Origin of the sequence: Anaeromyxobacter sp. K (genome assembly GCF_000020805.1) — a bacterium.
In the GTDB taxonomy this organism is placed as follows: domain Bacteria; phylum Myxococcota; class Myxococcia; order Myxococcales; family Anaeromyxobacteraceae; genus Anaeromyxobacter; species Anaeromyxobacter dehalogenans.
Genome location: NC_011145.1, coordinates 21,404 through 43,054 on the forward strand (window position 1 = coordinate 21,404; position 21,651 = coordinate 43,054).

Genomic DNA, 21,651 nt, shown 5'->3' on the forward strand with positions numbered 1-21,651 from the left:
GCCGTAGGAAGGTCGCTCCCGCGGAGCCTGCGCGGTCGCCTTCGCCCCGGGGAAGCGCGCGACGTGAGCGGAAGCGCTGACGCGCTCAGTTGCGGCGCTTGCTGGAGACGTTGTGCGCGTAGGCTGCGGCGCGCGGTGCGCGCCGTGACGTCGACCGCACCTTGGACGTCGAAGCACGGCGCGTGGTCGGCCGAGGCACGAGCTTCACCTCCGCGTCGAGTCCGATCGCGAGCTTCGCGAGCGTTCGGTAGCCCGGGGTGGCCGCGCCTCGCTCGATGTCGCTGATCTCGCTCTGGTGGATACCGACACGCCCTGCGAGCTGCTTCTGCGTGAGGCCGAGCTCGCGGCGGCGCCGAAGGACCTGCGCGGCGAGGCGGAAGTGGTCCTTCAGCTCCTCGACCTGTGCAACGGCGTCGGCCCCCTCCGCGCGCGCCTCCGCCTCGACCTCTCTCATGAAAGTGTCGAAGGTCGTGGGCTTGGAGCGGCTCATGCGGTCCTCGGGGATGGCTGCACGCTATATGGGGATGAACCCATATCCTTGTCAAGGGGACCGACGCCGGGAGACAGCCTTGGCTGCCCTCTTCTGGCCAAGCTTCCATGCTCGGAGTCGCATGCGCGCAAGCTCGATTTCCGTGTCTTGGCGGCTCTTCGACGGGTTGGCGAGCTTGTCGTACCCGGCGAGAAGCAGGATCACCTTGTCGCCATGCGCGTGACAGAAGATCCGCAGGAGGAGCTTCTCGTCAGGGTTCGGTACCGGAACGGGCTTCTTGATGAAATCACCCACGGTGCCCCTGATCCGAAACTCGAAGAGCCCGTCTCCGAGTTGTCGGCCGTACTCGGTACCGCAGACGTCAACCCCTTCCTCCTGCAGTACCTCGTTCATCGCGAACCCAAGGATTCGGCGCAGGACCGGGGAGAGTTCCTCCGTCAGCCACCGGTACACGGGCTCGTCGCCGCCTTGATCTCTGAAGAACGTGATCGTGTAGCGCGCCACTCGTTGTCCCCTCCCACGCATCGTGAATAGCACGCCGACGTGGACGTGAAACGCCGACGATGCCCGCGTGAGTGCGGAGTGCGCTGAACTGCGAAGACATGGGAGGCGGACGGATGAGGGGGGCTTCCGGGCGGGCGAGGCTCGGGGCGTGCGGCGTCCATCCGCTGCCAGGCCCACCGCCGGGATCAAGCGGCGGTGCTGAGCGCACCCTGCCGCGCCTCGCCGCGCGGGCACGAGGGCGCGCCGGCCGAGCGCCGCCGCCGCGGTCGGCGGCCCGGGCTCACCCCGATCGCAGCGCTCGCGCGCCGTGCTTCCACCGCCTCGACGACGGCTTCGGCCACCGCGTCCGGCCCGAGACGCGGGTCCACCACCTCGTCCACGCCGAGCGCGGCGAGCTCGGCGCGGAGCGACGGGCTGGGGTCGCTCGCGAGGACCACGATGGCGAGGTCCTGCTCGCCGCCGGCGCGGCGGACGAGGTCGGCGAACGCGCGCGCATCGCGGCCCGGCAGGTCGAGCTTCACCGCCAGCGCGTCGAGCGCGAGGAGCTCCTCGAGCAGGAGCGCGAGGCCGCTCGCGCCGTCGGCGGCGGAGAGGGAGGCGATGTCCCGGGAGCCGAGCGCCCAGCCCAGCTCGGCGCGCGTCGAGACGTCCGGGTGGAGGACGAGCGCGCGAGGGCGCGGAGCCGGGATCGCATCGAACGTCGGGTTCATCGCGAACCTCCTCGTGCCCCCGCCCCGTGGGCACGTGACACGAGAATGCGAGCCGCGTACCAGGCCGGCTGGCCGCGAGATCCCGAGGGAAACGCCGAGCACGGGCGCAGCGTCGTCGGGAAACCACCACGGTCCGTGAGGCGCGCGCACGTCAGGGCGCGTCGCCGTCGCCGGGAGTACTGCCGTGTAGGCTTCCCGCTCCACGCCGGGAGCGCGCTTGCACGCGGAGCGCGGGACACGCCACGCTGCACTCGAGGTGTGGGCCCGGCGCACCAGGGGCCGCTGCGAAGCGCGAGGATGGAAACGTGAGCTACGACTACACCGTCTTCCGCGCGCCGTCCGACCAGCCAATGGCCTCGTGGCCGGCCGCCGCGCCGCCGGCGCTGGGATCGGTCGCGGAGGTGCGGCAGCGGCTCGACGAGCTGCTGCACGAGGTGACGTGGACGCAGCGGGGGTCGACGTGGTTCGGGTGCTCGCAGGGCCAGGAAGGCAGCGCCGAGCTGCAGCTGACGCCGGAGCCGGACGGGCAGGTCCACTTCGTCACGATCCGGCGGGTGGAGCGCGCGCTCGTCGAGCACCTCTGCGCGCGGCTCGGCCTCGTGGCCGTCGATCCGCAGGCCATGACGCTGTACCGGCCGGAGACCCGCGGCTGGACGGACGCGCGGTGATCGCGGGCGGCGCTAGTGGTTGCAGTCGCCGGGGACGCGCGGGCTGTCGTTGTCCACCCAGTCGAGCCGCTTGCCGTCGTACGCGTCGCCCTGCGCGCCGTCCCAGTGCGTCTCCCGCAGCACCACCACCAGGCTCTGGTTGTCGGGGCTGTAGAGCGACACGACCAGCTCGTTCGCGGCGATGGTGGTGAGGTTGCGCATCTCGTAGTCGTGGGGGGTCGTCCACACGCCCGAGCAGAACGTGCCGGGGGCGCACCACGAGCCGGTGCGCGGCAGGAGCGTCGTCCAGGTGCCGTAGTGCGGGTACGCGACCGCGCCGCCGTACACCTTCTGCCGCTTGAACCTCAGCTGGAAGGTGGAGGTGCGCCAGGTGAAGTCGATCTTCCCCTCGTAGCAGTCGTTCGCCCAGCCGCCGGTCCAGATGGCGCTGTCGTTCCGCGCGACGCTGATCTTCCACGGGGCGGGGCGGAAGCCGTGGGTCACGTCCTGGCAGGTGGCGTCGCTCATCTCCGCGCTGGAGCAGAGCTTGTAGAAGGGCGGCTCGGCGCACTCCCACATGACGAACTCGGGAGGGTAGACGAGCGAGTACTTCGCCATCGACGCGGTGATGTCGGCGTCGCCCTCCAGCTCGACGTCGCTCAGGTTGATGATCGTCAGCGAGAAGTGGTCGGAGTCCATGCCGTGCGCGTCCAGCTTGGTGAAGATCCCGCCCGCCGGCACGTCGGAGGACGTGCACTGGCCGGCGGCTCGCGCCGGCGCACCGAGGAGGAGGCCGAAGGTGACGATGGAGACCAGGGTCGCCGTGCCGTGGGTCGACATGTCGGTCCCTCCTTTCACTCCGCGTCCGTGAGCCGGGCGCGCGCCGCGACGATCACCTGGTGCAGCGCCTTGCGCGCGTCCTTGTCGAGGACGCCCCCGGACCGCACGGTCACGACCGCCGCCCGGAGCTGCTCCCGTTCGCCGGGGGCGAGCGCCAGCACCACCTCGCGGATCGCGAGCAGGCCGGCGCGGTCGTACTTCTCGTAGAGCTTCCGGAACTCCTCCACGACCTTCGCCGCGTCCGGGTCGCGCTGCGGGCGCGCCGCCAGGCTCGCGTGGGCGAGACCGGCCACGTTCGAGGCCGCGTACTGGTCGCGCGTCCAGACCGTCACGTTGACGATCGGCACGGCGCCCCACTTCCCCGCGCAGCTGGATCCGCCGAACCGGCGCCCCCTCAGCACGTGGATCGTCGTGATCAGCTCGGAGGCCCCCGGGCCGGCGGCGTCGGCCCACTGCGCGTCGGTGCCGTCGTCCGCGGCGCCGGAGACGGTCTGCGGCGTGCAGATCCTCGGGTCGGGCAGCGCCGGCGACGGCGCGGCCACCTCGTTCTCGACGAGGTTGTGGTTCGACCGGTAGCAGTCCTGGTCCGGCGCGGGGATGGGATAGGCCGCGACGTACATCTTGATGCCGTCGTCGGGCGCGACCTGCTCCTCCTCGAACCGCGCCGGATCCGCCATGTCCGCGATGGAGATGAAGAGGCCGTACCAGGACAGCGGGTTGAACGGATCCGTGACCACGCCGGCGAAGCTGACGGCCATGGTCAGCGTCGCCAGGAAGTCGGAGCCGAAGAAGCCGGCGTACAGCGACTCCCCGGGATCGTCGAGCGGCCGGGTCACCCAGAGGCCCAGGTGGACGTCGTCGCGACGCACGGTGCAGTCGCCGCCGACGGACGGCGGCGGGCACTCCCACCACTCCACCCCGCGCACCACCCAGCTCACCCGGCTCTGCTCGACGCGTGCCCCGCGCTCGTCCCACGAGAACACCATCTCGTACGGACGGGTCACCGTGTTGACGTAACCCTCGGTGTAGGCCTCCGGCGGAACGCCCGGGATGATCGCCGGCACGCCGACCGGCGCGAACAGGAACGACTTCGGGACGAAGCGATCGCGGTCGAGGACGTCCGTGGCCGGCGTGCCGACCTGGTACTGGTCGCCGTACGCCGCGGAGGTCGCCTCGGTGTGCTCGATCCGGAACGGCGTCAGGTTCAGGATCCGGACGACCACCGACCGCGCGGCCCCGTCGTAGGTGAGCAGGTCCGTCTGCATCTCCCCCGCGGTGCCGTAGGGGAAGTAGTTGGTCTGCGCGGTCGCTGCGAGCGGCAGCAGCACCGTCAGTGTCAGGACGTGCAGCCTCGATGAGCGGCTCACGGCTCCTCCCTTCTCGCGGTGTGCTGCGACGAGGCTCCGGGCGAGCGCGGCGCGCGCCGGGAGCGTCGCGCTGGCAGGCGAACGGCGACGCCGTCACGGCGATGTTCCGCGCATTCACGTCGCGACGCCTGTGGTACGCGGTCTCGCGCGGGCGCATTACGCCCACCGGAGGTGCGCCGTCGGGACGTGGCGCCGCGCCGGAGCACGGAGCGAGCGGGCGGCCACCGAGCTGGCCGCGCGCGGGTCGCCTCGAACGGCCGCGGCCCCCATCCTGGCCGGGGAACGCTCCGGCGCGGCGAGCATATGCGCCGGACAGGCCCGCTCGCGCGAATGCTGGCGTCGCCTCCGGCGTCCGGCCGGAGCGCGCCAGCGACGGAGCTCGGACCTCGTCACGAGGCAGGGACATGGCGAGCCCGGGTCCAGACCGTCGGTCGAGGCGGTTCCTGTTCGGCGGTTACGTGGTGGTCGTGGCGAGCTTCATCGCCGCCTCGGTCTACACCGCGGAGCACATCCGGGAGATCGACGTCGCCTCCGACGAGATCGCGCGCGACGCCATGCCGACGATCCGGTGCCTGGCCGAGGCGCGCCACATCCTCGGCCAGTTCGAGATCGAGTCCGCGGCGTTCGCCGCCGTGCCCGTCACGCCGGCCGCGCGCGTCGCCGCCGAGGCGCCGCTCCGCGCGCTCGCGGAGCAGGTGGGCATCTACCTGGCGCTGCCGCTCTTCCCGGGCGAGCGGCCGTTCTGGGAGGACGTGCGGCGCGGCACCTCCCGGTTCGTGGGCGCGGCGAACCGCATGCTCGGGCAGGCGGACGCAGGCGACGCGCGGCTCGCGAGGGAAACGTTCCTCCGCGAGGTCCGGCCCGCGGCGGCGCACCTGCACGAGCTGCTGTCCCGCGACCTCGACTTCAACGCCCGCAACGGCAGCCAGCTCGCCGAGCACATCAAGGCCGTTCGCGCGCGAGGGCTGTGGCTCAGCCTCTCGCTGGGCATCCTCTGCGGCGGGATCGCGCTGCTGGCCGGGCGGGTCGTCGCCGGTCAGCTTCGCCGCCACGAAGCGCTCGTGAGCGAGCACGAGCGCATGATGGAGGAGCGCGCCGGCGAGCTGGAGGCGTTCGCGGGACGGGTTGCGCACGACATCATGAACCCGACCGCGAGCGCGCAGCTCGCGATCGACCTCGAGCTCCGGCGCCGGCAGGCGGCGGGCGAGCCCGCGGGCGAGGGGCTCGAGCGCGCGCGGCGCAGCCTCCGGCGGATCCAGACCCTGGTCGCGGGGCTGCTCGGATTCGCCCGCGCCGGGGCCCGGCCGGAGCCGGGCGCCGCCGCGGACGTCGTCGAGGTCGTCCACGACGTCGTCTCGGGCGCGGAGGCACGGGCCACCGCGGCGGGCATGATCGTCGGCGCCGAGCTCGTGCCGGGCACCGTCGCATGCGCGAAGGGCGTCCTGACCAGCCTGGTGGCGAACCTGCTGGACAACGCCATCAAGTACGCGCGGCGGGACGGGCGGGTCGTGATCCGCGCCGCCCCGGACGCGGCCGCGATCCGCGTCGAGGTCGAGGACGACGGACCCGGGCTCCCGCCGGACCTGGGCGACCGCGTCTTCGAGCCGTACGTCCGCGGCGGCGGGAGGGACGTGCCGGGGCTCGGCCTCGGGCTCGCCACCGTGAAGCGGCTCGCCGAGGCCCACGGCGGCCACGTCGGCGTCTGCTCCGAGCCGGGCCGGGGAACCACCTTCTGGTTCGAGCTCCCGCGCGCGGCGGCCGTGAGCGAGAGCGCCTCGATGCGTGGATCCGCGCGCGGGTAGCCGGCCGGCACACCGAGCGCAAACCTCGCTCAGAGGTCCGCGTAGATCTCGAGGACGTTCCCGTCGGGATCGCGGAAGAACAGGGTGCGGTGGCCCCAGGGCTGATCCGTCGGCGGCGAGACGATGGGCACCTCCAGGCGGCGCAGCTCCTCGGCGCACGCGGCCACCGCGGCGGGCGCCACCCGGAACGCGAGCTGGACCGACAGCGCGCCCTCGGGCGTGGGCGGGTCGTGGAACAGGCCGCCGCGCTGCGTGAGCACGAGCAGGTTGGAGCCGACGCGGAACTCGACCCAGCCGGGCCCGAGCTCGCGCGCGATGGGGAAACCCATCACCTCCGCGTAGAATCGGCGCATTCGCTCGGGGTCGCGCGCGAACAGGACGGTGTAGTCGAGCTGGCGGATGCTCTGGAGCGCGGTCATCGGTGCACCTCGGGGACGGCGTGGTGGAGGCGGGATGGTGATGCCGGCGAGCGTCGCGAGGAAGGTGCCCGGTGATGCGGGTGGTGGCACCACCACCCTCGCGGCGAGGGCGCTCGGAGACTTCCTGCGCCGGATGCGGTCGCGCCCGGCGCTGGCGGTCGCGGGCGGCGGGCGCCGGCGGGTGACGGGGCTCCGCCGCGAGGAGGTCGCGGTCGCCGCGAACATCAGCATCACCTGGTACACCTGGCTCGAGCAGGGACGCCCGGTGCGCACCTCGCCGCGCACGGTGCGCGCCCTCGCCCGCGCGCTGCGGCTCGGGGAGGCGGAGGCGGCGCACCTCGCGCGCCTCGCCGACGCGGTGGCGAGCGCCGCGCCGCGCTGGCGGCGGACGGCGCAGGCCTCGCCGGCGCTGCGCGCGATGGTGGACGGGCTCCGGGACTCACCCGCGTACGTGGTGAACGGGCGCTGGGACGTGCTCCACGCAAACGCGGCCGCCCGGGCCGTGCTCGGATCGTTCGAGGCGACCCCGGGCGTCACCGACAACGTGCTGGCGCGCCTGTTCCTCGATCCGGGCTGGCGCGGGCGCTTCCTGGACTGGGAGGCGGTCGCGTCCTCCGCGGTGGCACAGTTCCGCGCGGCCGGCGGCCGTCTGGTGGCGCACCCGGACTGGAACGCGTTCGTGGCGGACCTGGCCGCGCGCAGCCCCGAGTTCGCGCATGCGTGGGAGTCCCAGGCCCTCGCCGACGCGCACCTCCGGCGGAAGCGGCTGGCCGCCCCGGGCGGCGAGCCGCTGGAGCTGCTCTACGCCTCGTTCGCGCCGGAGGGCGAGCCGGAGGACGTCCGGGTGGTGCTCTACGTGCCCGCGGACGACGCGGCGCGCGGGGTGCTGGCGCGGGCGCTGCGGCCGTTCGGCCCGGCGCGGCGCCCCGCACGGTGAGCGCCCCGGCGCGACGCCGGGCGGGCAGGCGGCGCGCCTTGGCAGGGAACGCGGCGGTGCGCTAGATCCTCCCGCCATGGCCAGCGCCAGCGCCGACACCGCGATCCGCCCGACCCGGGCCGAGAACTTCTCCGAGTGGTACCTCGAGGTCATCAAGGCCGCCGATCTCGCCGAGAGCTCGACCGTCCGCGGCTGCATGGTGATCAAGCCGTGGGGCTACGCGCTCTGGGAGCACGTGCAGCGGGTGCTCGACGGCATGTTCAAGGCCACCGGCCACGTGAACGCCTACTTCCCGCTGTTCATCCCGCTGTCGCTGCTCGAGAAGGAGGCCGCGCACGTCGAGGGGTTCGCGAAGGAGTGCGCGGTGGTCACCCACCACCGGCTCGAGGCGCGCGACGGGAAGCTGGTGCCGGTGGGCGAGCTCGAGGAGCCGCTCGTGGTGCGGCCGACCTCGGAGACCATCATCGGGGAGAGCTTCGCGCGGTGGGTGCAGAGCTACCGCGACCTGCCGCTGCTCATCAACCAGTGGGCGAACGTCGTCCGCTGGGAGATGCGGACCCGGATGTTCCTGCGCACGGCCGAGTTCCTGTGGCAGGAGGGCCACACCGCGCACGCGACGGAGCGGGAGGCGATCGACGAGACCATGCAGATGCTCCGGATCTACGCCCGCTTCGCCGAGGAGTGGATGGCGCTGCCGGTGGTCCAGGGCGAGAAGACCGCGAGCGAGCGGTTCCCGGGCGCGGTCCGCACCTACTGCATCGAGGCGATGATGCAGGACCGCAAGGCGCTGCAGGCCGGCACCTCGCACTTCCTCGGCCAGAACTTCGCGAAGGCCTCGGGCATCCAGTTCCAGGACGAGAACGGCACGCTCACGCACGCGTGGACCACGTCCTGGGGGCTCTCGACCCGGATGATCGGCGCGATGATCATGACCCACGGCGACGACGACGGGATGGTGTGCCCGCCGCGCCTCGCGCCGCAGCAGGTGGTGATCATCCCGGTGATCCAGAAGCCGGAGGTCCGCGAGCAGGTGCTGGCGTGGTGCGCCGAGCTGAAGCGGGAGCTCGAGGCGCAGAGCTACGCGGGCGCCCCGGTGCGCGTCCACCTCGACGCGCGCGACGTCCAGGGCGCGAAGAAGTCCTGGGAGTGGATCAAGAAGGGCGCGCCGATCCGGCTCGAGGTCGGCCCGAAGGACATCGAGAAGGGCGCGGTGTTCATGGGCCGCCGCGACCGGAAGCCGCGGGAGAAGCAGAGCGTGCCGCGGGGCGAGCTGGTCGCGGGGGTGGCCGCGCTGCTGCAGGAGATCCAGGACGCGCTGCTCCAGCGCGCGCGGGCGGTGCGCGCCGAGCACACGCGGCCCATCGACACGAAGGACGAGTTCTACGCGTACTTCACGCCGCCCGCGACCGCGCGGCCCAACGATCCCACGCCCATCCACGGCGGGTTCGCGCTCGCGCACTTCAGCGGGGATCCGGCGGTCGAGGCCCGCATCAAGGAGGACCTCGGCGTCACGGTGCGCTGCATCCCGCTCGAGCCGGGCGAGCCCGGCACCTGCCCGTTCACCGGGCAGCCGAGCCCGAAGCGCGTGGTCTGGGCGAAGTCGTACTGACCGGCGGGCGCCCCCGTGCGCCCCCGGTCTCCGCCGCGACCCAGGGGTGCGACGGATCGTCACGCCGTCCTGCGACAGACGGACGCCGCCGCCACACGGCATGGTGCGAGCCGGGGTTCCTGCGGCGGCATGACGCCGCGCGAGCGCCCCGAGGAGACCACCCGTGCCCGCTCGCGCCACCTCGTCGCGGTTCTTCCTGGTCGCCGCCGCCCTCGCGCTCACCGCCTGCGGAGGCGGAGGAGGATCGAAGGCGTCGTCGCCGCCGCGCGTGGAGCGGGTCACCGGAGTCGTCGCGGTCGCGGGCGACGGGGAGGTCACGGTCTCGTGGGATCCGTTCCCGGGGGCGCTCTCCTACAACCTCTACTGGTCGAAGACGCCGGGCGTGGACGCGGCGACCGGCAACCTCCTCCAGGACGTGACGAGCCCGCAGGTCCTCACCGCGACGAACGGGGTCACCTACTACGTCGTGGTCACGGCCGTCACGGCGGCGGGAGAGAGCGCGGAGTCGGCGGAGGCCTGGTTCACCCCGGGCGCCTCCCCCGTCCCGCCGGGGACGGGCCACGTGGGCGTGGTGACGACGATCGCGGGCTCGAGCATGGACTACGCGGACGGCGACGCCATCCACGCACGGTTCAACACGCCGACCGGCATCGTCGGCGTGGGCACGAGCCTCTACGTCTGCGACACCACCAACATGCTCATTCGCCGGCTGGACCTCTCGACGCGACAGGTGACCACCCTCGCCGGCGATCCCCGCACGTACGCGGGTCACCAGGACGGGATCGGGACGGCGGCCTCGTTCAACTCCCCGCGCGGCATCACGAGCGACGGGACCTACCTCTACGTCGCCGACACCGCGAACAACCTCGTCCGCCGCATCGACCTCGCGACCGCGGCGGTGACGACGCTCGCGGGCTCGACCACCCAGGCCGGCGCGGCCGACGGGCCCGGCGCGAGCGCGACCTTCCGCTGGCCGCGCGGGGTCGCGACCGACGGGACGACGCTCTACGTCGCCGACACCATGAACAACGCGATCCGCGCCCTCGACCTCGCCACGGGCGTGGTCTCGACGCTCGCGGGCGATCCGGCGAGCTACGCGGGATACGCGGACGGGCGCGGGACGGCCGCGCGCTTCTCGGCGCCGTACGGGCTCGCGATGCACGGTGGCGAGCTCCTGGTGGCGGACTCGGGCAACTCCGCCATCCGCGCCGTCGATCCGCTCACCGGCGAGGTGACCACCGTGTCCACGACCACCGCGGCGCCGTACGCGATCGCGGTGATCGGCGGATACGTGTACGTGGCGAACCACGCCTCCGGCGGCGGGGACCCGGTGCCGGGGACCGGGAACACCATCACCGAGATCGACCTCGCCACGGGCGAGGCGTGGACGCTCGCAGGCGGCAACTGGTACGCGACGCTCGCGGACGGGACCGGGACCGCGGCGGCGATCAATTATCCCGAGGGGATGACCGGGCTGGACGGCAAGCTGTACGTCTCCGACACGTTCAGTCACGTGCTGCGCCGCATCGACCTGCAACCGCTCTAGGCGGTCGCGGGCGACCCCGGGGTCGGGCTCAGGGCGCGTGAATCCATCCCCGGACCGAGCCAGGCGGTCGAGACGCGAGCAGCGCGAGGCGCGACGACCGAGCATGCCCGTCGGCATGTGAGGGAGGAGCAACGACGCGATGCGACGCGGATCGGCCGCCGCGGCGACGGGAGGGGATTGTTTCACGTGCCCTCAGGGCGCGGGCGGCACGGCCGCGCCCTGCCCGACGCCCTCCACCCGCGTCTTCCCGTCCCGGTCCACCTCGAGGCGGACGCGCGGTTCCCCCTGCGCGTCGCGGAGCACGATGCTCGCCACGCCCTGCTCCACGCCGAGCGTGATCCGCTCCTTCCAGTCGTGCCGGAACGTGATGCTGGGCTCGCCCTTCACCAGGCCCACGCACATCGCCTCGTACGCGTCCTTGATGTCGAAGCAGAGGCCGCGGATGTCCACCGGCTCGAGCATGCCGAGCCCCGCGATCTCGTAGCCGTCCTGGTCCATGAACTGGATCCCGAACGCGTCCACCGCGCGGCGCTCGGCGCCCTTGGGCGGCGGCAGCGGCGCCCCGATGCGCAGGCGCGGCTGGCCGCGGGCGTCCACCACGGTGAGCTCGCGGACGGTGAGCGACTGCGGCGGACCGCGACCCGCCTCGCGCGCCCCGGCGCAGGCGGTGACGAGGGAGACGGCGAGGACGGCGGGGGCGACTCGGGATGGCAGGTGCAAGGGCGGCTCCTCGGAGGCCAGGGGTTGGCCGCCGCATCATTCCGCGGACCTCACGCCGAGTCACGGTGCCGCTCGGGGCCGGCGGAGGTCAGCGCTCCCGCGGGAACGCGTCCGCGACGAGCGCCTCGGCCTCCGCGAGCCAGGCGGCGCGCTCGGCGTCGGTGCTGGTCACGACCACCGAGAACGTCCGGCGCCGGACGTCCTTCACGCCGCACAGGTCGAACACGCACCGGCGCCAGATCGCGTCGAGCGGGTCGCCGAAGGCCTCCCGCTCGCGCGCGATCGGCGTGTTGGAGGTGTTGAGGACGACGGCGGTCCTGGCGCGCAGGAGGCCGACCGGCACGCCCTCGCCCGAGTCGCCCTCCTGGAACGCGTACGCGACGCCGGGCCGGACCACGCGATCGATCCAGCCGGTGAGGATCGCGGGCGGCTGACCCCACCAGTTCGGGTGGACGATCACGATCCCGCCCGCCGAGGCGAGCGCGTCGCAGTGCTCGCGGAGCCAGCCCGGGAGCGGCGCGTCCCTCGGGATCTCGGGCCCGGGGAGGACCGGGTCGAAGCCCTCCGCGTAGAGATCGCGCAGGGTGACCTCGTGCCCGGCGCGCCGCGCCGCCCGGCACGCGGCGTCGGCGAGCGCATGGTTGAGGCTGGCGCGGTCGGGGTGGGCGAGGAGGACGAGGAGGTTCATCGCGAAGGCTCCGGGGCGGCGCGGCGTCGGCCAGGGCGCGCACGCTACCATCGGCGCGGGAGCCGCGGGCACGCATCGTCCTCGGGCGCGATCACGCCGCCTCGCGGCGTCCCGCGGGGGCCTCGGCGTCCAGGATGGCCCGCGCCGTCGCGGCCACCGCCTCGGCGGCGGGGGTGGGCTCGACGGAGAACGCGGCGCGGAAGCGCCGGTCGTCGGGGACGTATGGCACCTTCCACTGGTAGGTCATCTCCACGGCGGCGCCGAGCGTCGGGTCGAGGAGGCCGCCCACCCGCAGCAGCCAGTCGGGGACGATGCGGAGCCGGGCGGGCCGGCCGAGCGCGGCGCCGACCGCCTCCACCAGGCCGCGGGTGCTGCCCGTCCAGGCGACGGGCAGGTGCCACGCCCTCCCCAGCGCGGCGTCGTCCGTGCCGAGCACCGCGAGGCCGCGCGCCACGTCGGCGACGTACGAGTACGCGTGCGGCAGGTCGGGGTCGCCGAACGCCTCGAACGGCTTCCCGGCGCGGAGCCGCGCCGCGAGGCGGTCGCCGAGCAGCGCGGCCGCGCCGGCGCCGGGGCCGAAGAAGTCGGAGGCCCGCCCGGTGGTCGCCCGCAGGTCCCCGCGGGCGTGGGCCTCGAGCAGCTCGCGCGCAAGGAGCGCGCGCAGCTCGCCCTTGTGGCTGCAGGGCGCGAGCGGCGCGTCCTCGTCGAACGGCGAGGCGGCCGGCCGCCCGTACATGTACAGGCAGTCGAGCGCGACGAGGCGCGCGCCGGCGCGGGCGGCGGCGTCGCGGATCCCGCGCCGGAGCGGGGCGAGCAGCTCGTCCCAGCGGTGGTAGTCGGGCGGGTTGGTGCAGTCGTAGACCACGTCGGCGCCGCGGCAGGCCTCGCCCGCGAACAGCGGGTCGGTGGCGTCGCCGCTCAGCCAGCGGAGGCCGGGGAGCTCCGGGCCGGGCGGGCCGCGCCGGACCAGGCGGACGGAGTGGCCGAGGCCGAGCAGCTCGCGGGCGAGGCGGCGGCCGACCTGGCCGGCGCCGAACACGACGTGCAGCTCGGGGGGGACGAACGGATCCGGGCGGGGCATGTGGGCTCCTCTCGAGCGGAAGCCTACGGTCCGCGAAAACGCGGTGCACGCGGCGATTTTGCCGGGTAGCCTTGCGGACGTGCAAAGGCCTCCGCCCGCCCCGCCCGCCGCCGCGCTCGACTGGGATCACGCGCGCGTGCTCCGGGCGCTCCTCGAGGCGCGCTCGCTGTCCGGCGCGGCGGCGCGCCTGGGCGTGAACGCCTCCACCGTCTCCCGGCGGCTCGGCGCCCTCGAGGCGGCGCTCGGCGCGCGCCTGTTCGATCGGACCCCGGACGGCGTGCTCCCCACCGCGCTCGCCGAGTCGCTCGGGCCGCACGCCGAGGCGATGGAGCGCGCCGCGAACGCGCTCGCCCTGGCGGCGCAGGGGCGCGAGCTGGCGGCCGAGGGCGAGGTGCGGCTCACCGCGGCGCCGGGCGTCGCCGAGTACCTGCTCGCCCCGGCGCTGCCGCGCCTGCTCGCGGCGCACCCGGGACTGCGCCTGACGCTCGACGCGACCATCGGCTACGCCGACCTCACCCGGCGCGAGGCGGACCTGGCCATCCGCGGCGTGCTGCCCGCGTCGGGCGACCTCCTGGCGCGGAAGCTCGGCACGGCAACCGGCGGCGTGTTCGGCGCACCGCGCCAGGCCCGCGCGCTCGGCACGCTGCGCAGCCTCGACGCGGCGCGCTGGATCACCTGGGGCGACGACCTCGCGCACCTCGAGCTCACCCGCGCCGTCCTGGATCACGTGCCGCCCGAGCGGATCGCGCTCCGCACCAGCCACATGGGCACGCAGATGGCGGCGGCGCGCGCCGGGGTGGGGCTGGTGCTCGCCGACCGCAACATGGCGCTGGCCTGCGGCCTCGCCGAGGTCCGCCTCGCGCCGGCGGCCCGCCGCCAGCTGCCCTCCGCGCGCGCGGGCGACCTGTGGCTGGTGGTCCACCGGGCGCTGCGCGAGGTGCCGCGGGTGGCGGCGGTGTGGGACTTCGTGCTCGAGGAGGCCCGGCGGCTGGGGCTGAGCCCTGGCGACGGCACGTGATCCGGGCCGCGGCAGCGGCACCCGGTCGCAGGCGCCGAGGACGATCCCGGAACTCGGAGGTGGTGCGGCAAACGAGCGCATGTCCGTTCGCTCGCCGGTCTTCTAGCGTGGGTGAACGCAGCCGCGGGGTTGGGGGAAACCCCCGGCTGACCTACCCAGGGGGAATACCCATGCGCCAGCCGGTGCACCGCTCCTCGCGCGGCGGCCTCCACGCGCCTCGCGCCCGCGGCTCGTCTCGCCTCGATCCGACCCTCGCCATGGCCTTCGCGCTCTCGGCCGTCCTCGTCTCCGGCTGCGGGCCGGACGAGGCGCCGACGGCCGCGTCGGGCCTGGCCGGCGATCCGATGCCGGGCAAGACCGTCGAGCCCGCGCCGGCGCCGCTGCCGCCGCGGTTCACCACGCAGGCGCTGCCGGTGGCGGGCGAGGTGTGCGTCGGCTCCGCCGCGCACGACAAGCACGCGGCGTCCGGGATCGGCTGCACCGCTTGCCACCCGTGCGGCGGCGCGCTCGGGTTCGCGAACCCGGTCACGTTCCCGGGCGGCACGACCAGCGCGAACGGGAGCGTCGTGAGCGACGCCTCCGGGACCACCTGCTCGGTCGGCTGCCACGCGCCGCTCGGCGCCGAGCCGCACGGGGTCAGCTGGACCGCCGGGCCGCTGCAGTGCGTGACGTGCCACACCGACGTCGGCGCCATCGATCCCGCCACCGCGCTGTCGGCGCACCCGCTGCCGGACGGCAGCTCGGGCACGAGCTGCCAGTCCTGCCACGACACCTCCCAGCACCTGAGCGGCGAGGTCCGCATGGTGGACGGCGGCGGCGGCAGCGCGGCCGTCACCTGCGCCGGCTGCCACGCGGGCCAGGGCCAGACGCTCTCCGGCGAGACGCCGCCGCTGCTCGTCGGGTGGGACGACCTGGTCTCCGGCGACTTCCACGGCGACCGGCCCGGCACCTGCCGGTTCGACGCGCTCGACCCCGCCGGCCAGCGCTCCATCGGCCGCGGCGCGTACGCGTGTCCGCCGAACCAGCCGGACCAGCCCGGCGCGATGCGCATCACGCCGCGGTGGTGGTACGCGAACGGCACCTCGGGCGCGTGGGCCTGGACCTGCGTGCTGCAGCCGGTGGACGCGGCCGGGAACCCGGTCGGCGCGGCGCGCACCGGCCAGCCGTGTCCCGAGGGCACGATCCAGAACTCGTCGTGCTCGAGCAACCTCTCGTCGCCGAGCTGCTACCCGACCACGCTCGTCACGCGCGGCTTCGGCGGCACGCTGCTCGCGCCGTACGCGCGCGGCCAGGGCGCCATCGCGTGCGCGCGCTGCCACGACTTCCACGCCAGCAACAACGCGTTCCTGCTCGCCGCCCACGTGAACGGCGTCGCCATCCCGCCGGGCAGCATCGATCGCGCCGGCGTGGGCGCGCAGGTGCTGTGCACCGCGTGTCACCAGGGCGACCGCCACGAGGTGTGCAAGGCCTGCCACCGCGAGCGGTGGGTCACCGACGGCTCGTACTCCTGGTTCGAGGGGGCCCCGGCGGATCCGGCCCCGGACGGCGCCGCGTGCTTCTTCTGCCACGGGCACGAGGGCATCCAGCAGATGGAGGTCACCTCGCCCGTCTATCCGCCGAACCATCCCTACTCGACCGGCCTGCCGCAGAGCGCCTGCACGCACTGCCACGACGGCTGGGCGCCGCCGCCCACCGAGTACGTGGCGCCGCGCTTCCAGGCCGGGCCGGCCCTGTCCGGAGTGACCGCGACGACCGCGACCGTCGCCTGGACCAGCAGCGAGAAGGCCACCTCCTACGTGGAGTACGGCGTGGGCACCGCCGGGCACGTGGTGGGCAACGACGCCTTCGTCGTCCAGCACTCGGTCCAGCTCACCGGGCTCACCCCGGGGACCACCTACGTCTGGCGCGTGCGCACGAGCGACGTGTTCCGGAACGTGACGCACACGGCGCTCCAGTCCTTCACCACGCCGGCCGAGGGCGCCCTGTCGAGCCCTGACCTGGCGCCGGTGAGCGCCAGCTTCGAGGTGGGCACGTACGACGCCACCGTGCCGCTCGTCTGGTTCCCGGTGACCGCGGCCGCGGGGGTGGTGCTCCAGTACGAGGTCCAGCTCGCCTCCGACGCCGCCTTCACCTACCTGCAGAACGGCTCGCTCACCGGCCCCGGGGTGCCGGGGAGCACGGTGGGCAGCACGGGCTGGGTGAGCGGGACGCCGACCACCTCGGGCGGGCGCCCCGCGCTCCAGGTGCCGGCGCGGCTCCTCAACATCCCGCAGGACTCGTGCGGACCCTACGCGCCGCGGCCGTACTACTGGCGTGTGCGCGTCCGCGACCAGCAGGGGCACGAGTCGGGCTGGTCCGCGCCGGGCAACTTCGGCGCGTTCGCCTGGGACCCGTGGTGCTGATCGCCGCTTCGCCCCGGGGCGCGCCGCGCGCCCCGGGGCCGTCGCGCTGATCGGCGGTCCGGCCGCGGGGCACCGCGCCGTTCGCGCCGCGCGTCCGGACGCCGCCCGAGGGCGCTCAGGCGGCCCGGCCCGGCGCGACGGCGGGGAGCGCCGGCGCACGCGTCGCCGGGGCCGTGCCGTGCTCGGGCTCGCCGGTGCGGAACCACGCGGCCGAGCGGCGCAGCGCCTCGGCCTCCTCGGCGAGCCGGGCGGCGGTGGAGGCGAGCTCCTCGGAGGACGACGCGCTCGCCTGGATGGCGGCGTCGAGCTGGCCGATGGCGCCGGTCACCTCGTGCGCGCCGGCGGAGATCTCCTCGGTGGCGACGGCCATGCCGCGCACCAGCTCCGAGGTGCGCCCGATGTCCGGGACCACGGCGTCGAGCGCCTCGCCGGCCAGGCGCGCCGCCTGCACGGTGGAGGTGCCGAGCGCGCCGATCTCGGCGGCGGCGGCCCGGCTCCGCTCGGCCAGGCGCCGGATCTCGGTCGCGACCACGGCGAAGCCGCGCCCGTGCACGCCGCTGCGCGCCGCCTCGATGGCGGCGTTCAGGGCGAGCAGGTTGGTCTGGTGGGCGATCTCCTCGATGACGGCGGTCCGCCCGGCGATCTCCTGCACCGCCTCGACGGCGCGGCGCACCGCCTCGCCGCCGGACCGGGCCGACGCCGCCGAGCGGGCCGCCAGCGCCTCGGTCTCCGCGGCCCCGCCGGCCACGTCGCGCACCCGCGCCGCGAGCTCGGTGGTGGCGCCGCTCGCGGTCTCGGCCCCGGCCGCCTGCTCCGAGGCGCCCTCGGCGATCTGCGCGGTGGAGGCGGACAGCGCCTGGCACGCCTCGGCCACCGCGTCGGAGGCGGAGCGGAGCGTGCCGACCACGGCGCGGAGCGCCCGCACCATCTCGTTGAGCGCCTCGCCCAGGGCGCCGACCTCGTCCCCGGCGCGGATCTCGAGCTCGCTCGCGAGGTCGCCCGCGGCCACCCGCTCGGCGAAGCGTGCGGTCCGCGCCAGCGGCTCGAGCACCATGCGCCGCACCAGCCAGAGCGCGAGCCCGGCCAGCACGATCACCAGCGCGGCGCCGCCCGTGGACAGGAGCAGCCCCAGGCGCTGCCCGTCGTGCGTCAGCTCCTCCTCCGGCACCGCGCCGCAGACCAGCCACTGCCACGGCTCGAACGCCTGGCAGGTCGCGATCTCCGGGCGCGCCGCGCCCTTCGCGTCGGCGCCCGCGATGCGCAGCCCCTCGGCGCCGCCGCTCCCCGTGGCGAGCGCGGGCCCGAGCCCGTCCGGCGCGGCCTCGCCGGCGCGGGTGGGGTGGACGATCAGCCGGTTGCGCCCGGCGCCCGCCGAGGCGTCCACCACGAAGAAGTAGCCCTGGTCGCCCGCGCGCACGCCGCGGATGCGCTCGCGCAGCGCGGCGAGCCCGTCGGTGAAGTCGACGCCCACGAACAGCGCGCCGATGACCTTCCCGTCCTGGACGATGGGCTCGTAGCGCGTGAAGAAGTCGCGGCCGAACAGCACGGCCTTGCCGGTGTAGGGCTCGCCCTCGAGCAGCCGCCGGTGCGCGGGGTGGTCGGCGCCGAGGAACGTGCCCACCGCCCGCCGGCCGTCGTCGGTCTGCACCGAGGTGGTGATGCGCACGAAGTCCCCGCCGGCGCGGGCGAAGACGGTCGCGACCGCGCGGCTCGTCGCGGTGAAGCGATCGACGGTGGGGTAGTCGAGGTCCACCATCCGGTCGCCGGCGGCGAGGCCGGGGAGGGCCACGCCCTCCACGTAGGCGGCGCGCGACGGGTCCGCGCGGATGCCCTCGGGGTAGGCGGCGCGGAACACGTGGAGCAGGTCGGCGGTCGCCCTCGCCAGGCTGGCGTCGTAGACGCCGACCATGTCCCGGACCAGCGCCACGCGGCCGCGCAGCGCGTCGGCGGTCTGCTGCTCGACGGTTCGAGCGGTGAACGCCGCCGACGCGGCGGTGAAGCCGCCCAGGACCACCGCGAAGGCGAGGCCGAGGGCGAGGACGAGCTTGGTGGCGAGGGAGGCGGAGCGCATGCAGGGTGGACCTCGCCGGGCGATCGCTGGCCCGGTCCCAGGCGGGTGAACCTCAGGTGCGGCAGCCACCCGGGGTCCGTCGTGCCCCGGGCGGCCGACCCGCCGCCCGGCAGGATCCCGAGGCGTGCGCGCCGGCGGGGTCCGGAGCCGCGGCCCCGCGGTGAAAACCGCCGGACCCGGCTGCAAGCGACGGACCCCGGCGCCGAGCGCCCGGCCGCGCGGCGCGGCGCAGGGGGCGTGTGCAACGTTCGGCGGGAGGTTCGCCCGATGCGTCGTTCGACCGCGCTGTCGCTGACCGCCGCGCTCGCCGCCGGCGCCTGGCTCGCCGCGCGCCGGCTTCGCCGCCGCAGGCCGCTCGCCGGCGGGGTGGCGCTCGTCACCGGCGGCTCGCGCGGCCTGGGCCTGGTCCTCGCCCGCGAGCTGGGCCGCCGCGGCATGCGCATCGTCCTCTGCGCGCGCGACGAGGAGGAGCTGGAGCGGGCGCGGTCCGGCCTCGCGCAGGAGGGGATCGACGCGACCGGCCTCCCCGGCGACGTGACCGACGAGGACGGCACGCGCACGCTGGTCGCCGACGTGGAGGAGAACCTCGGCCCGGTGGAGCTGCTCGTGAACAGCGCCGGGATCATCCAGGTCGGTCCGGCCGAGGCCATGAGCGTCGAGGACTACCGGCACGCCATGGACGTGCTGTTCTACGGCGCGCTGCACGCGGCCGAGGCGGTGCTGCCGGGCATGCGGGCGCGCCGCCGCGGGACGATCGTGAACGTCACCTCGATCGGCGCCGCGGTGGGCATCCCGCACCTCGCGCCCTACGACGCGGCCAAGTTCGCGGCGCGCGGGTGGTCGGAGGCGCTCGGCGCCGAGACCGCCAAGTACGGCGTCGACGTCATCACGGTGGTGCCGGGGCTGATGCGCACCGGCTCGTTCGGCCGCGCGCTGGTGAAGGGGCGCCGCTACGCGGAGGCGAGCCTGTTCTCGCTGCTCGCGTCCCTCCCGCTCGTGACGGTCTCCGCGGAGCGGGCGGCGCGGCGCATCGTGCGCGCGATCGAGCACCGCGAGCGCTTCGTGATCATCGGGCTGCCGGCGCGGGTGCTGCGCCTCGCCCACTCCCTCATGCCCGGGGCGATCGTGGCGACGCTGGGGTTCGTGAACCGGTTCCTGCCCACCGCCGCCCCCGGGGCGCGCCACGGCATCGCGCTCCCGGCCGAGCTGTTCCGGCGCGGCCTGGCGCGCTCCATCCTGACCGCGCTCGGCGAGCGCGCCGCCCGCCGCTACAACGAGGAGCCGGCCTGAGAGCGCCGCCCATTCGCATGGAGCCCTGCTGCGGCGCACGCTGGCTGCCTGCGCCGGGCAGACTCGTCCCTGCGCTGCTCGACGTGCCTAGGGGCACGCCTGCGCTGCTCGGTCCTCGTGTGCCCGGCTCGGCGACGCCATCGTGTGCCTCGCGACGGGCCCCACGCGAACGGGAGGCGCTGTGAGGGCCGCGGCCCGGTCGCGCCGGGGGACCTGACGCGAGAAGGCCCCCCCGCCGCGAGGCGAGGGGGCCTTCGAGTCCGCGGGCCGCCGGGCCTACCGGTTGCCGAGGTCGGTGCGCCAGGTGAAGCCGAGCGCCACGATCCACACGTCGGTCTTGTAGCTGCCCGGGAACGCGGCGGTCCCGGTCGAGGTCTGCTTGTCGCGGTCGCCGTAGAACACCGCGGCGTTCAGGCCGAAGTCGGCGCCCGCGTCCCAGCCCGCGCCGAGCGAGTAGCCGGTGGTGTTCGAGTCCGGCAGCGTCGGCGAGAGCGTGTTCGTGCGCAGGCCCGACCAGTCGCGCATCATGCCGGCGCGGAGCCGCAGGGTGGGCAGGGCGGTCCACTCGACGCCGCCGCGGATGACGTTGCCGTTGCGGTAGTCGCGCGGCACCGTGATGGCGGTCGTCTCGCCCTCGAACAGGTCCTGGTTGTAGACCACGAAGCGAGACCAGGAGTACTGCAGCGTCACCAGCACCGGCTTCGCGACGCGCCAGGCCAGGCCCGTGTCGATGCGGTTCGGGAACGTGAGGTCCTGCTTCACGTCCTGGTCCTGCGTGGTCGGGCCCACCAGCGAGGGCGGCACCTGGAAGTGCGCGTCGCCCTTCATGTGCATGGTGCCCTTGTGCTTGTAGTCGAAGCCGAGCGTGAGGTTCTCGAGCGGCTTCACCTCGGCGGAGAGCTGGTACGCGAAGCCGCCGCCCTTGGTGTCGAGCTCGGCGTAGGCGTCGGGGAACGGCTGGATCCCCTGCTTCAGGTACTGGATGCCCTCGTAGTAGATGGCGCCGCCGCCGACGCGCAGCCACGGCGCGATCTCGTAGCCGCCGTTCAGGTAGAAGCCGAGCATGCGGCGCTCGACGGTGATGATGCGGCCGCGCCCCTCCCACTGGTCGTCCCACTTCATCTGGCCGCCGCCGGGCGTGCCCACGCCGAGGCCGAAGCCGAGGCCGCGCCCGGCGAGCTTCGTGCCGTAGGCGACGTACATCGCCACCGGCGGCGTGGGCGCGAACTTGGTGGTCTCCTTGCCCGGGTAGGCGGCGGTGCCGGTCCACTTCGTGCGCAGGCTCAGCATCGAGCCGGCGAGCGAGAGGTTCAGCCCGGAGAGCTTGGAGAGCGCGGCGGGGTTCTGGAACGTGGCCGCCGCGTCCTCCTGCGCGGCCACGCCCGAGGACGAGAGCGCGAGGTCGCGCGGGTTGACGTTGATGACCTCGAACCCGCTGGCCAGCGCGACGGCCGGGGCGGCGAGGACGGCGAGGAAGGCGATCCGGAAGGTCTTCCGCATGGTCGTCACC

At 74.7% G+C, this 21,651-nt stretch carries 19 protein-coding genes; 8 read left to right on the forward strand and 11 right to left on the reverse strand.

Annotated features, from left to right (window positions below; all coding sequences use genetic code 11):
* Nucleotides 1-85: 85 nt before the first annotated feature.
* The 3 genes from ANAEK_RS22575 to ANAEK_RS00105 all read right to left on the reverse strand — a co-directional run bounded on the left by ANAEK_RS22575 (nt 86) and on the right by ANAEK_RS00105 (nt 1,704).
* Complete coding sequence (locus ANAEK_RS22575; protein WP_012524098.1) at nt 86-490, reverse strand: helix-turn-helix domain-containing protein; 405 nt, start codon at nt 488-490, stop codon at nt 86-88.
* Nucleotides 491-541: 51 nt separating this feature from the next.
* The gene (locus ANAEK_RS00100; protein WP_012524099.1) at nt 542-994 is read right to left on the reverse strand and encodes a hypothetical protein; all 453 of its coding nucleotides are present in this window, start codon (nt 992-994) and stop codon (nt 542-544) included.
* Between the two features lie 185 nt (nt 995-1,179).
* Nucleotides 1,180-1,704, reverse strand: a complete 525-nt coding sequence (locus ANAEK_RS00105; RefSeq protein WP_012524100.1) for a hypothetical protein — start codon at nt 1,702-1,704, stop codon at nt 1,180-1,182.
* Nucleotides 1,705-2,009: 305 nt separating this feature from the next.
* Between ANAEK_RS00105 and ANAEK_RS00110 the strand changes: the two genes are divergently transcribed.
* Nucleotides 2,010-2,372, forward strand: coding sequence for a hypothetical protein (locus ANAEK_RS00110; RefSeq protein WP_012524101.1), 363 nt, complete (start codon nt 2,010-2,012; stop codon nt 2,370-2,372).
* A gap of 12 nt (nt 2,373-2,384) precedes the next feature.
* On the opposite strand, the gene ANAEK_RS00115 is transcribed toward ANAEK_RS00110, so the two are convergent.
* Both ANAEK_RS00115 and ANAEK_RS00120 read right to left on the reverse strand, forming a co-directional pair.
* Nucleotides 2,385-3,191 carry a hypothetical protein gene (locus tag ANAEK_RS00115; RefSeq protein ID WP_012524102.1) on the reverse strand — a complete coding sequence of 269 codons (807 nt, stop codon included), beginning with the start codon at nt 3,189-3,191 and terminating at the stop codon, nt 2,385-2,387.
* Nucleotides 3,192-3,205: 14 nt separating this feature from the next.
* Entirely contained in the window at nt 3,206-4,558 is a 1,353-nt protein-coding gene (locus ANAEK_RS00120) for a hypothetical protein (RefSeq protein WP_012524103.1), read from the reverse strand.
* 467 nt (nt 4,559-5,025) lie between these two features.
* Between ANAEK_RS00120 and ANAEK_RS00125 the strand changes: the two genes are divergently transcribed.
* Entirely contained in the window at nt 5,026-6,360 is a 1,335-nt protein-coding gene (locus ANAEK_RS00125) for a sensor histidine kinase KdpD (RefSeq protein WP_232288326.1), read from the forward strand.
* A gap of 29 nt (nt 6,361-6,389) precedes the next feature.
* Here ANAEK_RS00125 and ANAEK_RS00130 read toward each other — a convergent pair whose 3' ends face one another.
* The gene (locus ANAEK_RS00130) at nt 6,390-6,779 is read right to left on the reverse strand and encodes a VOC family protein (protein ID WP_012524105.1); all 390 of its coding nucleotides are present in this window, start codon (nt 6,777-6,779) and stop codon (nt 6,390-6,392) included.
* A gap of 40 nt (nt 6,780-6,819) precedes the next feature.
* Here ANAEK_RS00130 and ANAEK_RS00135 point away from each other — a divergent pair, with 40 nt between their 5' ends.
* From ANAEK_RS00135 to ANAEK_RS00145, 3 genes are all read left to right on the forward strand, one after another.
* Nucleotides 6,820-7,716 (forward strand): helix-turn-helix transcriptional regulator, encoded by an 897-nt coding sequence (locus tag ANAEK_RS00135; RefSeq protein ID WP_232288327.1) that lies wholly within the window; start codon nt 6,820-6,822, stop codon nt 7,714-7,716.
* A gap of 76 nt (nt 7,717-7,792) precedes the next feature.
* On the forward strand, nt 7,793-9,325 hold the full coding sequence (gene proS, locus ANAEK_RS00140; protein ID WP_012524107.1) for a proline--tRNA ligase: 1,533 nt from the start codon (nt 7,793-7,795) through the stop codon (nt 9,323-9,325).
* A gap of 163 nt (nt 9,326-9,488) precedes the next feature.
* Nucleotides 9,489-10,871 carry a fibronectin type III domain-containing protein gene (locus tag ANAEK_RS00145; RefSeq protein ID WP_012524108.1) on the forward strand — a complete coding sequence of 461 codons (1,383 nt, stop codon included), beginning with the start codon at nt 9,489-9,491 and terminating at the stop codon, nt 10,869-10,871.
* Nucleotides 10,872-11,063: 192 nt separating this feature from the next.
* Here ANAEK_RS00145 and ANAEK_RS00150 read toward each other — a convergent pair whose 3' ends face one another.
* The 3 genes from ANAEK_RS00150 to ANAEK_RS00160 all read right to left on the reverse strand — a co-directional run bounded on the left by ANAEK_RS00150 (nt 11,064) and on the right by ANAEK_RS00160 (nt 13,360).
* A complete protein-coding gene (locus ANAEK_RS00150; RefSeq protein ID WP_012524109.1) occupies nt 11,064-11,591 on the reverse strand; it encodes a hypothetical protein in 528 nt (175 codons plus the stop codon).
* A gap of 88 nt (nt 11,592-11,679) precedes the next feature.
* Complete coding sequence (locus ANAEK_RS00155; protein WP_012524110.1) at nt 11,680-12,279, reverse strand: NAD(P)H-dependent oxidoreductase; 600 nt, start codon at nt 12,277-12,279, stop codon at nt 11,680-11,682.
* Between the two features lie 91 nt (nt 12,280-12,370).
* Nucleotides 12,371-13,360, reverse strand: a complete 990-nt coding sequence (locus ANAEK_RS00160) for an NAD-dependent epimerase/dehydratase family protein (RefSeq protein WP_012524111.1) — start codon at nt 13,358-13,360, stop codon at nt 12,371-12,373.
* Between the two features lie 79 nt (nt 13,361-13,439).
* On the opposite strand from ANAEK_RS00160, the gene ANAEK_RS00165 reads away from it, so the two are divergent.
* Entirely contained in the window at nt 13,440-14,378 is a 939-nt protein-coding gene (locus ANAEK_RS00165) for a LysR family transcriptional regulator (RefSeq protein WP_012524112.1), read from the forward strand.
* Nucleotides 14,379-14,548: 170 nt separating this feature from the next.
* Nucleotides 14,549-16,780: a cytochrome c3 family protein gene (locus tag ANAEK_RS00170; protein WP_012524113.1), complete on the forward strand. Its 2,232-nt coding sequence runs from the start codon at nt 14,549-14,551 to the stop codon at nt 16,778-16,780.
* Nucleotides 16,781-16,895: 115 nt separating this feature from the next.
* Here the strand turns inward: ANAEK_RS00170 and ANAEK_RS00175 are convergent, their stop codons facing one another.
* A complete protein-coding gene (locus ANAEK_RS00175; RefSeq protein WP_012524114.1) occupies nt 16,896-18,851 on the reverse strand; it encodes a methyl-accepting chemotaxis protein in 1,956 nt (651 codons plus the stop codon).
* A gap of 267 nt (nt 18,852-19,118) precedes the next feature.
* Here ANAEK_RS00175 and ANAEK_RS00180 point away from each other — a divergent pair, with 267 nt between their 5' ends.
* Nucleotides 19,119-20,141 carry an SDR family oxidoreductase gene (locus ANAEK_RS00180; protein WP_012524115.1) on the forward strand — a complete coding sequence of 341 codons (1,023 nt, stop codon included), beginning with the start codon at nt 19,119-19,121 and terminating at the stop codon, nt 20,139-20,141.
* A 276-nt stretch (nt 20,142-20,417) separates the two neighbouring features.
* On the opposite strand, the gene ANAEK_RS00185 is transcribed toward ANAEK_RS00180, so the two are convergent.
* Entirely contained in the window at nt 20,418-21,641 is a 1,224-nt protein-coding gene (locus tag ANAEK_RS00185; protein WP_012524116.1) for an OmpP1/FadL family transporter, read from the reverse strand.
* Between the last annotated feature and the right edge of the window lie 10 nt (nt 21,642-21,651).